Genomic DNA, 13,827 nt, shown 5'->3' with positions numbered 1-13,827 from the left:
ATTTTTTAAGAGGTAAGAAATTATGACGGACATCCAGCAGAGTATTCGTGAGCAAGTCGAAGGCAACCCAGTTATCTTGTACATGAAGGGCTCCCCGCAGTTTCCCCAGTGCGGTTTCTCAATGCGCGCCGCACAGGCATTGGCCGGCTGTGGAGTCGAGTTTGCTTACGTGAACGTGCTTGAGGACGAAGGCATCCGCCAGGGCATTAAAGATTATGGCAACTGGCCAACGATTCCGCAGCTTTACGTTGGCGGCGAGCTGCTGGGCGGCTGCGACATCATTATGGAGATGTACGAAAGCGGCGAGCTAAAAAAAGCGGTGCAAGCCGCAACAGAAAGCGCTGAGTAACCGTGCGCTTAACGGGGGTCGGCAGCGGGTCTGCCGGCCACCTGGTCCCATGTGTTGACGATGGTACAAAAGAGCTCTGCGGTTTTTTCTGCATCGTAAATGGCTGAGTGTGCCTCGCGTGCGTCCCACGGTAACCCCGCCGCAGCAACGGCTCTAGCCAATACGGTTTGGCCGTAGGCCAAGCCACCCAACGTAGCCGTGTCAAAGCAAGAAAATGGGTGGAATGGGTTGCGTTTAATCGGTACCCGATTAGCCGCGGCATTTAAAAAGCCCAAATCAAACCAAGCGTTATGCCCAACTAGCACCGCACGGGTGCAGCCAGTCGCACGGATTTCTTCGCGTATGGGCTGAAAAATTTGCCGCAAAGCCGCTTCTTCCGACACCGCCATTCGTAGAGGGTGATCGGGGTCAATGCCGTTAAACTCAAGCGATTTTGGATCGAGGTTGGCACCTTCAAAGGGCTCTACATGCGTGGTGTAGGTTTCGCCAGTACGCAGCAAACCGTCTTCATTCATGTGCACCATGACCGCGGCAATTTGCAACACGGCGTCTGTTGCCGCATTAACCCCGCCGGTTTCGATATCAACCACAACCGGTAGAAATCCGCGAAAACGTTGGGCGATATGGGGGGGCATTAGGAAAACTCCATTATTGAACTAATCGCCAGGCCACTTGCTCTCCGGCACGCATCGGAATGATTTGCTCGGCGCCGTAGGGAAGTGCCGCTGGAATGTTTTGTGGCACGCGCTCTAAAGTAACGGTGCTTTGATTACGCGGCAGACCATAAAAATCGGCGCCATGATGGCTGGCAAAGCCTTCTAGCCGCTCAATGGCGCCCACACGATCGAATGCCTCAGCATATAGCTCGATGGCGAGCGGGGCAGAAAATACGCCCGCACAGCCGCAGGCAGACTCTTTAGCGCCTTGTGCGTGTGGAGCACTGTCGGTGCCTAAGAAAAACCGCGGGTGCCCCGAGGTAGCAGCGGCAAGCAGTGCCTCACGATCGCGTTCTCTTTTTAAAATGGGCAAACAGTAATAATGCGGCCGAATGCCGCCGGCCAGCATGTCATTTCGATTCAGCAGTAAATGCTGTGGTGTAATCGTTGCGCCTAGTCGATCAGGACCATTGCGCACAAATTCAACGGCCGCTTGAGTAGTCAGATGCTCTAAGACCACGCGCAGATTGGGGTGATCTTCAAGCAAAGGCGCCAAGCGTTGCTCTAAAAACGCCGTTTCCCGATCAAAAATATCAGTGGTAGGCGTGGCAATTTCGCCATGAATGCAAAGCACTAAGTTATGCGCGGCGATGGCAGATAACGCGTCGTGACAGCGCTTAATATCAGTAACGCCCGAATCTGAATTAGTGGTTGCCCCAGCGGGATAAAGTTTGATGGCTTGAATGATTCCACTGGCTGCCGCTTTAGCAATTTCATCGGGCGATGTGTTATCGGTTAAATACAGCGTCATTAACGGCTCAAAAGGGCTCTGCGCCGGTAGGGCGGCCAGAATGCGCTCACGATAGGCCAGCGCGGCATCGGTGGTGGTAACGGGTGGAACCAGGTTGGGCATAATAATGGCCCGCCCAAAGCGAGCGGCACTGTAGCCCACGACATCCTGTAGCGCCGCGCCATCACGAAGATGCAGATGCCAATCATCCGGTTTTGTTAAGGTGATTCTGTCCATTTGCATAGTGTACCAGCCGGAGAGAGCTTGATTCTGCGCTTCGTGACGCCGATCATTAGGGCTTTGGGTTCGAGAGAGCATTAATGAGCGATATTAAAAAGGTGGTGCTGGCCTATTCTGGCGGCCTTGATACATCCGTAATCTTGCAGTGGCTGCGTGATCATTACCAATGCGAGGTGGTTACATTTACGGCTGATTTAGGCCAGGGCGAAGAGCTTGAGCCCGCACGGGCTAAAGCAAAGCAGCTGGGCGTGGATGAGATTTATATCGACGATTTGCGCGAAACATTCGTGCGCGATTACGTCTTTCCCATGTTTCGGGCCAATGCCATTTATGAAGGGGAGTATCTTTTAGGCACCTCTATTGCGCGGCCTTTAATTGCCAAGCGCCAGATCGAGATTGCCCGTGAAACCGGTGCTGATGCCGTTTGCCATGGCGCAACGGGCAAAGGCAATGATCAGGTGCGCTTTGAGCTTGGCTACTATGCGCTAGAGCCCGGTATCCAGGTGATTGCGCCATGGCGTGAGTGGGATTTGAACTCGCGCGAGCGACTGCTGGCGTACGCTGAAGAGCGGGGTATTCCTATTGAGGGTAAGCAGGAAGGCGGTGGATCGCCCTATTCAATGGATGCGAATTTGCTGCATATCTCTTATGAAGGCGGTGTATTAGAAGATACCTGGACGCCGGCGGAAGACAGTATGTGGCGCTGGAGCGTCAGCCCACAACAAGCCCCTGATAATCCCACGGAAATTGATATTGAGTTTAGTGGCGGTGATCCGATTGCCCTTGATGGGCAAGCCATGGCGCCGCATGACCTACTGGCCGCGTTGAATGCAATTGGTGGGGCAAACGGAATTGGGCGCATCGATATTGTGGAAAATCGCTATGTGGGGATGAAGTCGCGAGGGTGTTATGAAACACCCGGCGGTAGCATTTTGCTGCGAGCGCATCGGGCCATTGAATCGATCACGCTTGATCGGGAGTCGGCTCATTTAAAAGATGCCCTGATGCCGCGCTATGCCGAGCTGATTTATAACGGGTATTGGTGGAGCCCCGAGCGTGAAGCCCTGCAGGCGTTAATTGATCAAACCCAAACGCCGGTTAATGGCACGGTGCGCTTGCGCTTATACAAGGGCAATGTGGATGTGGTGGGGCGTCGATCTGATAATGACAACCTGTTTGATGCCAGCATCGCCACCTTTGAAGATGATGCCGGGGCGTATGACCAAAAAGATGCGGAAGGCTTTATTAAGCTGAACGCTTTGCGTTTGCGGGTGGCGGCGCGTCGTCGTCCGTCTTCTCGTTAAATTCGCAAAGGTCATAAATGGGGCAAGCACCGCAGCGTGGCTTACGAGCCACGCAAACATAGCGGCCATGCAGAATCAGCCAATGATGGGCATCCTTTAAGAAGGGTTTGGGCACAACGCGGAGCAAGCGATCTTCTACGGCACGCACGGTTTTGCCTTTGGCAATGCCGGTGCGGTTGGCAACGCGAAAAATATGGGTATCGACTGCCATCGTAGGCTCACCAAAGGCCGTGTTAAGCACGACATTGGCGGTTTTACGACCCACGCCGGGCAGCGCTTCAAGCGATGCGCGATCACGCGGAGTCTGGCCATCATGCTCGGTGAGTAATGCCTGACAGGTGGCAATAATGTTTTTCGCTTTGCTGTTAAAAAGCCCGATGGTTTTGATGTACTCACGTAAGCCAGCTTCGCCTAAGGCGTGAATGCTGGCAGGCGTATTGGCAACGGCAAACAGTTTGCGAGTGGCTTTATTGACCCCCCGATCTGTGGCTTGTGCCGATAAAATAACCGCTATCAGCAGCTCGAATGGGGTGTTGTATTCCAACTCGGTTGTGGGGCTGGGGTTAGCCGCCTGCAGGCGCTCAAAAATGGCTTGGCGCTTAGCTGCATTCATGATTGATCACGATCTGAGTTGTTATGCCGCGCTTGGCGGCGGGCGCGCACGCGTGCCAGCGCAGCTTTTGCCGTTGCTTGGCGCACCTCACGATCTGGCAGTGCCGGGCGGGCGTGACGCCCTCGGGTGGCCTCTCGGCGTTGTTTGCGCAGGCGTTGCTTGCGTGCATTAAACCGCGTTCTTGCACGATCTCGCCGGGCTTGTTGCTGCGCTTCAGATTCCTTTTCACGCTCGGTTGGGTGCATATAAATGCAATCTACCGGACAGGGTGCCAGACATAGATCACAACCCGTGCACTCTTCAGTGATCACGGTATGCATCAGCTTGCGAGCGCCTAAAATTGCATCAACAGGACAGGCCTGAATGCATTTGGTGCACCCAATACAGACCGCCTCGTCAATCCATGCCACCCGCGGGGGTTGGTGCTGGCCATGCACCGGGTTAAGTGGCTTACTGGGCAGCCCGAGTAACTCGGCCAGCGCATCGATGCCTTCCTGCCCACCGGGCGGGCATTGATTGATATCGGCACGCCCCCCAGCAATAGCCTCGGCATACGGGCGGCAACCCGGGTAGCCACATTGCTCGCACTGCGTTTGCGGCAGTAAGGCGTCAATTTGATCCGCTCGGGTCATGTGGCAACTAATGTTTCTTTCGAATCTTCGAGCATTGCCTGAATGGCGGCCGGGTCAACGCGCGTTGCCAACGGCTTGTAAGGGTTGATGGCATGCGATAGCAGCGGTTGACTGGCATCCTGCCATTGCATCGGCGGGGTGTTTAAAAAGGACTCTGCTTCTGCGCAAATGTTGGGCAATACCGGCTTGAGATACAGCATTAAAACGCGGAATAAGTTAATACCCGTAGTACAGACGGCAAGCACCTCATCTTGTTGCTCAGGGTCTTTAATGCCAACCCAAGGCTTTTGCTCGTCAATATACTGATTAGCCTCGTCTGCGAGTGCCATCACATCGCGAATGACGCGGGCATAAGCGCGGCCCTCATAAAAGCCGCCCAGCGTCTCAGCACTGGCACTAAAGTGGCGGAAGAGCTCAGGCGAATCGAGCCGCTCTCCAAGTTGGCCATCGAAATGTTTATGGATAAAGCCCGCGCATCGGCTGGCGATATTGACAAGCTTGCCAACCAGCTCGGCGTTAACCCGCTGCGTGAAGTCATCAAGGTTAAGGTCTAAATCATGAACCCCAGCCCCCAGCTTACCCGCAAAGTAATAGCGCAGGTATTCCGGGTTGAGATGCCGCAGATACGTATCCGCCATGATAAACGTGCCGCGCGATTTCGACATTTTTTGCCCATCAACGGTTAAAAACCCATGTGCGCAAACGCGAGTCGGCGTGCGAAAGCCAGCGCCTTTTAACATGGCGGGCCAAAACAGAGCATGGAAATACACAATGTCTTTGCCGATAAAGTGATACAGCTCGGCTTTGCTATCTGCACCCCAGTACGCATCAAAATCTAGTCCAATGCGATTACAGAGGTCTTTAAAGCTGGCCATGTAGCCAATTGGCGCATCCAGCCAAACATAAAAATACTTGCCCGGCGCATCCGGAATCTCAAAGCCAAAATAAGGCGCGTCACGAGAGATGTCCCAAGCACGTAGCCCGGCCTCAAACCACTCTTGCAGTTTGTTGCTGACCTCATCCTGCAACCCTTCGCTTGCGGCCCACTCACGCAGCATGGGTTCAAAGTCTTGCAGCCGAAAAAAGTAATGCTCAGATTCTTTTTGTACTGGCGTTTGACCCGAAACAACTGAAACCGGATTTTTAAGCTCATCAGGTGAGTAGCTTGCTCCGCAGGCTTCGCAATTATCCCCATACTGATCGTCAGCGCCGCAGCGCGGGCAGGTGCCTTTAATGTAGCGATCTGGCAGGAACATCCCTTCGCGCTCGTCATAGGCTTGGGTAATGGTTTGCCGCTCAATCCAACCGCCATCGCGCAGGCGGGTGTAAATGAGCTCAGCAAAATGCCGGTTTTCTTCTGAATGGGTGGTGTAGTAGTTATCAAAGCCAATGCCAAATCCGGCAAAATCGCGCTGATGCTCTTTGCCAATGCGCTCGATAAGCGCCTCAGGGGTTAGCCCGAGCTCTCGGGCTTTGAGCATAATCGGTGTGCCATGCGCATCGTCAGCGCAGACATACCAGCACTCATTGCCCCGAAGTTTTTGAAAGCGCACCCAAATATCCGTTTGGATATATTCCACAAGGTGGCCTAGGTGAATGGGCCCGTTGGCATAGGGCAGCGCACTGGTCACTAATATCTGTCGGCTCATAACGGGTATTATGCCAGAGCTGCGAGCACGGCGGTGACTGCACCTTCTTGATCGGTTTCGCCCACTGCCACGCTGATGTCTGCATAGTGCTGATAAAGCTGCTCACGCTCTTCGTAAAGATCCTCTAATGTCTGATTGGCCGCCCTTGCGATTCCGCGGGTGTCAAAGTCGGTAACGCGCTTTAGGATAACGGCCATGGGGACATGCAGATGCACGATGATGCCATTACTACCGAGTGCCGCCATTGCCTTGGCGCTGTAAACCGCGCTCCCACCCGTGGCGATAACTTGATCATGACAGTGCAATGCTGTGAGCACCTCGGCTTCTAGTTCACGCAATGCGGTATGCCCCTCACGATCAACAATATCCTGAAGGGTTTGTCCTGCCCGAGCCTGTATCAGTAAATCGGTATCGATAAACCCCTTGCCTAGACGGCGCGCAAGCAAAACACCCACGGTACTTTTGCCAGCACCGGGCATCCCAATCAGGACCACATTGGTTTTTTCTGCGGTATTCATTCGCCTAATCTGCCCGAGCAGCCCGGTGACGACAAGTCCTTGAGTATCAACCCCACAGCCTGCGTGTTTTCTGTTACGCGGCGCGCGGGTAGACTGCAGCGCTTATCCAATGGATGTTATGACAGTCGAAGGGGGTCAGGCATGGCAGCAATCACGCGTGAAACAGTTGAGGCCGCACTGGCAGAGTGGACAGAGCCAAGCTTAGGCACAGACTTGGTTAGCGCCGGGGCAGTGGAGTCCATCGAGGTTAGTGGTGAGCAAGTCAGCGTGGCGTTGCGATTGGGTTTTCCTGTTGATCGGTATCGTCCTGCTTTAATTGCCGCCGTGCAGACTGAGCTAGCACAACGTTGCGGTATCGAAAATGCCGCGGTTACGGTCGACTGGCAGGTATCAGCCCGACAAGTGCAGGGCGCGCTAAAACCACTTGAGAACATTCGCAACATTGTTGCCGTGGCATCGGCCAAAGGTGGTGTTGGTAAGTCGACAAGTGCAGTCAATTTAGCGCTCGCATTAGCGCAAGAGGGCGCGCGTGTTGGTATTTTGGATGCTGATATTTATGGCCCAAGCCAGCCTCGCATGATGGGGGTGTCTGGTAAAAAGCCAGATAGCCCAGATGGTAAAACGATTACGCCGCTTGATAATTATGGCGTGCAAGTTATGTCGATCGGTTTTCTGATTGAAGAAGACACGCCGATGGTGTGGCGTGGCCCGATGGTAACGCAAGCCCTTACGCAGTTGCTGAACGAAACGCGCTGGGAGGCCTTGGATTATTTGATTATCGACATGCCACCGGGCACAGGCGATATTCAGCTCACCCTGTCACAAAAAGTGCCGGTGGCCGGAGCCGTGGTGATCACTACCCCGCAGGACATCGCCACACTAGATGCGCGCAAGGGTGTCAAAATGTTCGAAAAGGTGAAAGTGCCCGTTTTAGGTATTCTTGAGAATATGAGCATTCATTGCTGCTCTCAGTGTGGGCATGAGGAGCATATTTTTGGCGCTGGTGGTGGGCAGCGCTTGGCCGATCAAGAGGGTGTGGAGCTAATTGGTTCGATGCCATTAGATATTTCTATTCGAGAGCAGGCGGATGCAGGGCGGCCTACGGTGGTATCAGATCCTGACTCGCGTGCGGCTGAAATGTACCGAGAGGCAGCGCGGCGCACCGCGGCGTTGCTTTCGCAACTCGACCCGGCGGGTGCAAGCCGGTTCCCTAAAATTGTGATCGATGATCAGTAAAGAGGCAGTAGGATGAGCATTAAATCGGATCGCTGGATTCGGGAAATGGCGGGCCAGGGCATGATTGAGCCCTTTGAGCCGGGGCAGGTGCGAGATGGTAAGGCGGGCCGTGCTATTTCGTATGGTACATCAAGCTATGGCTATGATGTGCGGTGTGCCGATCAGTTTAAAATTTTTACCAATATCAATTCGGCCGTTGTTGATCCGAAAAATTTTGATGAGTCGAGCTTTATTGATGTGCAGGCCGATGTCTGCATCATCCCGCCCAATAGCTTTGCACTGGCTAGCACCGTGGAATATTTCCGTATTCCGCGCAATGTGCTGACCATTTGTTTGGGTAAATCCACCTATGCTCGTTGCGGCATCATCGTAAATGTCACACCGCTTGAGCCAGAGTGGGAAGGACATGTCACGCTCGAATTTTCAAATACAACGACTCTGCCAGCCAAAATTTATGCCAACGAGGGCGTCGCGCAAATGCTCTTTTTGGAGTCTGATGAGGTATGTGAGGCGTCTTACAAAGACCGAGCTGGCAAGTACATGGGGCAGCGCGGCGTTACTCTTCCTCGGCCGTAAGGCCGGTTAAATCGCTGAGAACCAGGCGGAATCGGCGGGTGTCTGCATCCCATTGTTCTGCCTGAACCGCCAAATAGCGCAGCGCAGGTGCGGCCCAGAGGTGGGTTTCTCGCCCGGTGGTGGTGTCTTGCCGTCGCACGCGTATGGTTTCGTATTGGCCCATGGGCGTTTGTACGGTTTCTGTACCCTCAATGGTGACTTCCCAGGTTTTCAATCGCCCACCATCGGCAATTTTATAGCTAAATTGGGTGTCACCGGCTTGTCGATGATGCAAATCATGCATGACCTGTAGTGGGCCAGTCACCCGGTCGATCGTGTTGTTGGTGATGTCCATTTTCCATGGCCAGTCGGCAACATCGTTAGTAACGGTCATAGAGTAACGATCAAAAAATAGCTCACTGACACCCGCCCGAGAGTCTCCTTTGCGGTCGTAGCGGTAGTATTCTGGCTTAAAGCCCCCGTCTTCGATGCGCCCTTGGCTAATTTCCCGAATTTCTGTGTTGATAAAAAGCCGTGTGATGCCGCGCGCCCGGGTATATAAGCTGTAGCGATAGCCATTGGGCTCAACCGGCGTATAGCGCAGCGTTGCCGCTCCCACATTAATGCCGCCCTTGCGCACAAGGTATTGCGCCTCAAATTCCGGTAAATCAATTGGCTGAGCCGCTTGAGTGGCGCCGAGCAGGCCAGTTAGCAAAATAAATAATACAAACTTCATACGGTATGCGGCGCAGGCACTTGCAGCGGAGCGTGCAGCGGAGATTGATCGAACCAGACCTGATCTTCTTTCAATTCAACTCGCCCTGCGGCCAGCCAGGCCACTACCTGCGGATACAACCGATGTTCGGCCGCTTGCACCCGAGATTGCAAAGACTCAGAGGTGTCATGCGGTTGGATCGGAACTGTGGACTGAGCAATCACCGGGCCGGCATCAAGCTCTGGCGTTACAAAATGTACGCTACAGCCGTGCGTTGTGTCGCCCGCCGCCAACGCGCGAGCATGCGTATTTAAACCTCGATAGGCCGGTAGTAGCGAAGGGTGAATGTTAATTAGCCGTCCGGCAAATTGATGGGTGAATGCCGCGCCAAGTACCCGCATATAGCCGGCCAAAACAATCAATTGTGGGGCAAGATCCTGTAAATAGGCAGCGATGGCATCATCGCCCGATAACACAGCCTGCGCAATGCCAGCCTTGCGGGCGCGTTCCAGCCCAAAAGCCTCTTTTTTATTGCTAATAACCGCGCTGACTTGGCCCTGAATGCTCCCATTGTGGGTAGCATCGATAATGGCTTGTAAGTTGCTGCCATTGCCGGAAATTAAAACGGCAATGCCGTAGGCCGGGCTGCTCATGCAGCATCGCCTTTGCGGCCCACCTGACCGAGCACCCAGGCTGTTTCTCCCGCGGCCTCTAAGCAAGCTAATGCCGTTTCAACCGCGTGTGATGGAACAATGGCCACCATACCAACGCCGCAGTTAAAGGTACGTTGCATTTCTGCTGTTTCGATCTGCCCCTCTTTTTGTAGCCATTGAAAGACAGCAGGCCATTGCCAGCTGGCATGATCGATTTGTGCTTCGAGTGAATCAGGCAGTATGCGGGGTAGATTCTCGGGCAACCCGCCGCCGGTTACATGACACAGCCCGCGCACCGGTACTTGTTCGATAAGGCTGAGTAGCGCACTCACGTAAATACGCGTGGGCTGCATCAGGGCGTCGATTAGCGGTTTACCATCAAGTTCTATCGCCTCAGGATTTTCGCATTGGGCAAGTACACGGCGCACTAAAGAAAATCCGTTGGAATGCACACCCGAAGACGCAAGCCCAATCAGCTGATCGCCGGGTTGAATAGATTGCCCATTAATAATGGCGGCATGCTCAACAACCCCAACGCAGAAGCCCGCTAAGTCGTAGTCTCCATCTGTGTACAGGCCCGGCATTTCTGCGGTTTCTCCACCAATGAGCCCAGCCCCCGCTTGTTTGCAGCCTTCAGCAATGCCGCGAATCACCGAGGCCGCCACCTCAACATCGAGTTTGCCGGTGGCGTAATAATCGAGAAAAAACAACGGCTCAGCGCCGGTAACGATGACATCATTGACGCACATGGCCACCAAATCTATACCCACACTGTCGTGCCGGCCGGTTTCTATGGCGAGTTTAAGTTTGGTGCCAACCCCATCGGTACCGGAGACAAGCACGGGGCGCTGATAGCGGTTAATCGGCAGTTCAAAAAGCCCGCCAAACCCGCCAAGCCCGCCCAGCATCTCGGGCCGGCGCGTGGTTGCAACATCGTCACGAATACGCTCAATTAATGCGCTGCCGGCGTCAATATCAACACCAGCATCGCGGTAAGTTAGGCCCTGTGGTTGGGAAGATTCACTCAAAAGTGGCTACTCCAAAAATTCGGTTATCAGGTCATCACTTCGATGCACTCATGGTACCTTAAGGCAATGAATAGAGTGATGGATTTTGCCCGTAGAGGCATCTGGATCGTGCTGTTAATCGGCATTAGCTGGGGCAGTGCCACGCTTGCCGAGGTCAAAATACAGCAAGATCGGGTAGAGGTTGCCGTTGCCGATACCAGCGATGCCGAAAGACAGTCGGCCACTCAAACCGCCATTGGCGCTGTGTTAATGCATCTGACCGGCTTGCAAGGAATGGCCGAAAGCCCCTTGGCAGAGGTCATTGCGGCAGATGCCGAGCGGTACGTGCTGAATTTTAGCTACCTGACCGAAGACGATGATGAGTCGTTATGGCTTGCCTTGCGTTTAGATAGGCCGGCGCTGCGGCGTGCGCTGGTTGAACGTGGGATGCGGGTGTGGCCCGAGCGACGGCCTTTGGTTTTGGTGTGGTTAGCGGAGCAGCAGGGCGCGCGGCGCGAGTTGATTGCCGCTGAGCAGACACCCGCGTGGTTTGAGGCTCTGCAGAAGCAAAGTGATGCGTTGGGCATGCGGCTGATTTTTCCTTTGTTAGATTTAGAAGATCGCAATGCCATGAGCGCGGCAGATGTTGTGCTGGGCTTTCATGACCCGATTCGTGAGGCTTCTGATCGTTACGGGGCTGAGCGGATTTTGCTTGGCGTTATTCAAGCGGATGAAGACCCTCAGCAGGCCGCTATTCGCTGGACGTTACTCGACGAGACGATGGTCATTCAGCGCTGGCAAGATCGGGGTGCCGATGCTCTCATAACGCTCAATCGATTAATGCGCGATGATTTTGTCTATCGCCCCGATTTAGAGGCACATCAGCGGTTAGAAATTGCGATCACTAACGTGACCTCATTGGCTGACTATCAGCGTGCGGTAAGCCGCTTGAGCGATGTTGATGGGGTGGCGCAAATTCAGCCTATGGAGGTAGCGGGAGAGCAGGCGCGCTTTTCACTGGCCTTATCATTGGATCCTGCACGCGTGCGTGAAACGTTAGAGCGCGATCCGCAACTAACGGCGGAAGGTGATGACTACCGACTCCGCTGATTTGCGCACGCAGTTAGCCCTAGATTTTCGACGTGACCCCGGTGCCACCTTGGCGTCTTTTGTTGCCCTAGGCAACGAGCAGGTGGTGGCGCAAATTGCCAGCCTTGGCGCCGCACCGCGAGCGTCTTTTTATCTTTCCGGTGCACCAGAAAGCGGCAAAAGCCATCTGCTACAAGCGGCCTGTGAAGTGGTGGGTCGCCATGGAGATACGGCGGCTTACCTGCCACTCAAAGAGCGTGTTAATCGCTCTGCCGGCTGTTTGGAGGGCCTTGAGGCGCTTGGCCTGGTGGCGCTGGATGGGCTGGAGGTGATTGCAGGCAACTCAGAATGGGAAGAGGCGATATTCCATTGCTTTAATCGGCTACGTGATCGGGGTGGTGCGCTACTGGTGGCCGCAACCGGCGCACCGGAGACGCTGGGCATTAGCCTGCCCGACTTGGTTTCACGCCTGCAGGGGTTGTTGCGTTATCGGCTGCCCCCGCCTGATGATGAGCGTCGGCGCGCCATTCTCATGCATCAAGCACGCTTGCGGGGCCTTGAGCTACCCGGGGCAAGTGCAGATTATCTGCTACGGCATGAAGCGCGTGCGCTAAGGCACTTAATTACAATGCTTGATCGGCTCGATGCGGCATCGCTAGAGCAGGCGCGTCGCTTAACCGTGCCGTTTATTCGTGAGGTGTTGGCTCGTTAGGACTCGGTGGAGTTTTTGCCGCTTTATGGGCTTTTTTGCCGCGGCGTAAAAGCAACATCGTTGCGCACAGGTAAGTGAGCGCGAGAATCATTTCTAGGCTGCCAAGCCAAGCTGTGGTTTCAGGGCCGGTGGCGGCCATTATGCCGTAGACGAAATACAACAGGCTGAGCATGCCAGTCCACTGCAGTGTGTAGCGCCGGCGATGGAGAACGCCACGTAAGCCCAGTAGTAACGGCAGGAGCATGATCAGCAGCATCGGTGTTCGTAAGGCCGGCGGTGGTGGCGCAAGCCATAGGTACCAAAGCAGCAACAAGGCAATCAGCCCAACATAGCAGCCCAACGCCACCCGATAGGCGATGGAATTTGCAACGTGGGTGTCCGTTTCAAGCGAAGCATTCGGGTTGCTCATCAGTTATGCGCCCGCTGTAATTGAGTTGCTGCACGCGCCACGCGCTCGCCTAGCAAACGGCATAGCGCAGCTTCGGTTTCATCCACTTCACGTGTTGCTTCGCTGCCGGCCCAATGACTGGCACCGTAGGGTGTGCCGCCAGTTTGCGTTTCGGCAAGCGCGCTATCGGGATAGGGCAGCCCAACCAGATACATTCCATGGTGTAAAAGCGGCAGCATCATGCTTAGTAACGTAGTTTCTTGGCCGCCATGCAGGCTGGCAGTTGAGGTAAATACGCCTGCCGGCTTGCCATTAAGCGCGCCACTCATCCAAAGCCCGGCGGTTTGGTCAAGGAAGTACTTAAGTGGTGCTGCCATATTGCCAAAGCGTGTGGGGCTGCCAAGAATGAGCCCATTGCACTGCGCCAGCTCTTCTAGCGTGACATAGGGTGCACCAGATTCAGGCACTGAGGGTGCAACCGCTTCATCTACCGTTGAAACGGTGGGCACAGTACGAAGAAGCGCGCTTGCCCCATCAATCTGCTCGACGCCATGCGCAATTTGCCGCGCCATGGCGTGTGTTGCTCCATGGCGGGTGTAGTAAAGAATCAAGATTTCGCTGGCCATTCTTAATCATCCTCGCCAAAATTGATCGATGTCAACTTTACCGCATCGTCGATCCATGGAATTATATCGGCGAATTTGTCGGGCGATGGCCGACC

16 protein-coding genes and 1 pseudogene are annotated in these 13,827 nt (G+C 54.5%); 6 read left to right on the top strand and 11 right to left on the bottom strand.

Annotation, left to right across the window (positions count from 1 at the left end):
- Positions 1-22 precede the first annotated feature (22 nt).
- The gene (grxD, locus tag GH984_RS03910; protein ID WP_153718906.1) at positions 23-349 is read left to right on the top strand and encodes a Grx4 family monothiol glutaredoxin; all 327 of its coding nucleotides are present in this window, start codon (positions 23-25) and stop codon (positions 347-349) included.
- Positions 350-357: 8 nt separating this feature from the next.
- On the opposite strand, the gene rnt is transcribed toward grxD, so the two are convergent.
- Entirely contained in the window at positions 358-984 is a 627-nt protein-coding gene (gene rnt, locus GH984_RS03905) for a ribonuclease T (RefSeq protein WP_153718905.1), read from the bottom strand.
- A gap of 13 nt (positions 985-997) precedes the next feature.
- Positions 998-2,032: a dihydroorotase gene (pyrC, locus tag GH984_RS03900; protein WP_153718904.1), complete on the bottom strand. Its 1,035-nt coding sequence runs from the start codon at positions 2,030-2,032 to the stop codon at positions 998-1,000.
- A gap of 83 nt (positions 2,033-2,115) precedes the next feature.
- On the opposite strand from pyrC, the gene GH984_RS03895 reads away from it, so the two are divergent.
- Positions 2,116-3,339, top strand: coding sequence for an argininosuccinate synthase (locus tag GH984_RS03895; protein ID WP_153718903.1), 1,224 nt, complete (start codon positions 2,116-2,118; stop codon positions 3,337-3,339).
- Here the strand turns inward: GH984_RS03895 and nth are convergent.
- The 4 genes and pseudogenes from nth to GH984_RS03875 all read right to left on the bottom strand — a co-directional run bounded on the left by nth (position 3,281) and on the right by GH984_RS03875 (position 6,751).
- Positions 3,281-3,952 (bottom strand): endonuclease III, encoded by a 672-nt coding sequence (gene nth / locus GH984_RS03890; protein ID WP_153718902.1) that lies wholly within the window; start codon positions 3,950-3,952, stop codon positions 3,281-3,283. The two genes, GH984_RS03895 and nth, sit on opposite strands and share 59 nt — an antisense overlap.
- Before the next feature lie 224 nt (positions 3,953-4,176).
- Positions 4,177-4,572: pseudogene (rsxB, locus tag GH984_RS11130) on the bottom strand (electron transport complex subunit RsxB); the annotation flags it as partial.
- An 8-nt stretch (positions 4,573-4,580) separates the two neighbouring features.
- Positions 4,581-6,233 (bottom strand): methionine--tRNA ligase, encoded by a 1,653-nt coding sequence (gene metG / locus GH984_RS03880; protein WP_153718900.1) that lies wholly within the window; start codon positions 6,231-6,233, stop codon positions 4,581-4,583.
- Between the two features lie 8 nt (positions 6,234-6,241).
- A complete protein-coding gene (locus tag GH984_RS03875) occupies positions 6,242-6,751 on the bottom strand; it encodes a shikimate kinase (protein WP_153718899.1) in 510 nt (169 codons plus the stop codon).
- 141 nt (positions 6,752-6,892) lie between these two features.
- On the opposite strand from GH984_RS03875, the gene apbC reads away from it, so the two are divergent.
- Together apbC and dcd are read left to right on the top strand one after the other, a co-directional pair.
- Positions 6,893-7,987 carry an iron-sulfur cluster carrier protein ApbC gene (gene apbC / locus GH984_RS03870; protein ID WP_153718898.1) on the top strand — a complete coding sequence of 365 codons (1,095 nt, stop codon included), beginning with the start codon at positions 6,893-6,895 and terminating at the stop codon, positions 7,985-7,987.
- A 12-nt stretch (positions 7,988-7,999) separates the two neighbouring features.
- The gene (gene dcd / locus GH984_RS03865; protein WP_153718897.1) at positions 8,000-8,563 is read left to right on the top strand and encodes a dCTP deaminase; all 564 of its coding nucleotides are present in this window, start codon (positions 8,000-8,002) and stop codon (positions 8,561-8,563) included.
- Here the strand turns inward: dcd and GH984_RS03860 are convergent.
- From GH984_RS03860 to purM, 3 genes are read right to left on the bottom strand one after another with little or no spacing between them, the layout of a single operon-like run.
- Positions 8,544-9,278, bottom strand: a complete 735-nt coding sequence (locus GH984_RS03860) for a DUF3108 domain-containing protein (RefSeq protein ID WP_153718896.1) — start codon at positions 9,276-9,278, stop codon at positions 8,544-8,546. The two genes, dcd and GH984_RS03860, sit on opposite strands and share 20 nt — an antisense overlap.
- Complete coding sequence (gene purN / locus GH984_RS03855; RefSeq protein ID WP_153718895.1) at positions 9,275-9,910, bottom strand: phosphoribosylglycinamide formyltransferase; 636 nt, start codon at positions 9,908-9,910, stop codon at positions 9,275-9,277. The genes GH984_RS03860 and purN overlap by 4 nt, the downstream gene beginning before the upstream one ends.
- Positions 9,907-10,938 (bottom strand): phosphoribosylformylglycinamidine cyclo-ligase, encoded by a 1,032-nt coding sequence (gene purM, locus GH984_RS03850; RefSeq protein ID WP_153718894.1) that lies wholly within the window; start codon positions 10,936-10,938, stop codon positions 9,907-9,909. Before purM ends, purN begins: the two co-directional genes overlap by 4 nt.
- Positions 10,939-11,004: 66 nt before the next feature.
- Here purM and GH984_RS03845 point away from each other — a divergent pair, with 66 nt between their 5' ends.
- On the top strand, positions 11,005-12,027 hold the full coding sequence (locus GH984_RS03845) for a DUF2066 domain-containing protein (protein WP_172973161.1): 1,023 nt from the start codon (positions 11,005-11,007) through the stop codon (positions 12,025-12,027).
- Positions 12,008-12,718 (top strand): DnaA regulatory inactivator Hda, encoded by a 711-nt coding sequence (gene hda / locus GH984_RS03840; RefSeq protein ID WP_153718892.1) that lies wholly within the window; start codon positions 12,008-12,010, stop codon positions 12,716-12,718. Before GH984_RS03845 ends, hda begins: the two co-directional genes overlap by 20 nt.
- Here hda and GH984_RS03835 read toward each other — a convergent pair.
- Both GH984_RS03835 and wrbA read right to left on the bottom strand, forming a co-directional pair.
- Positions 12,693-13,127, bottom strand: coding sequence for a DUF2069 domain-containing protein (locus GH984_RS03835; protein ID WP_153718891.1), 435 nt, complete (start codon positions 13,125-13,127; stop codon positions 12,693-12,695). The genes hda and GH984_RS03835 overlap by 26 nt on opposite strands.
- Positions 13,127-13,732, bottom strand: a complete 606-nt coding sequence (wrbA, locus tag GH984_RS03830) for an NAD(P)H:quinone oxidoreductase (protein WP_153718890.1) — start codon at positions 13,730-13,732, stop codon at positions 13,127-13,129. Before wrbA ends, GH984_RS03835 begins: the two co-directional genes overlap by 1 nt.
- Positions 13,733-13,827 lie beyond the last annotated feature (95 nt).

Source organism: Spiribacter salilacus (assembly GCF_009649225.1).
Taxonomy (GTDB): Bacteria; Pseudomonadota; Gammaproteobacteria; order Nitrococcales; family Nitrococcaceae; genus Spiribacter; species Spiribacter salilacus.
Note: the sequence above shows the minus strand (reverse complement) of the source record. Positions and strands in the feature narration are given on the sequence as shown.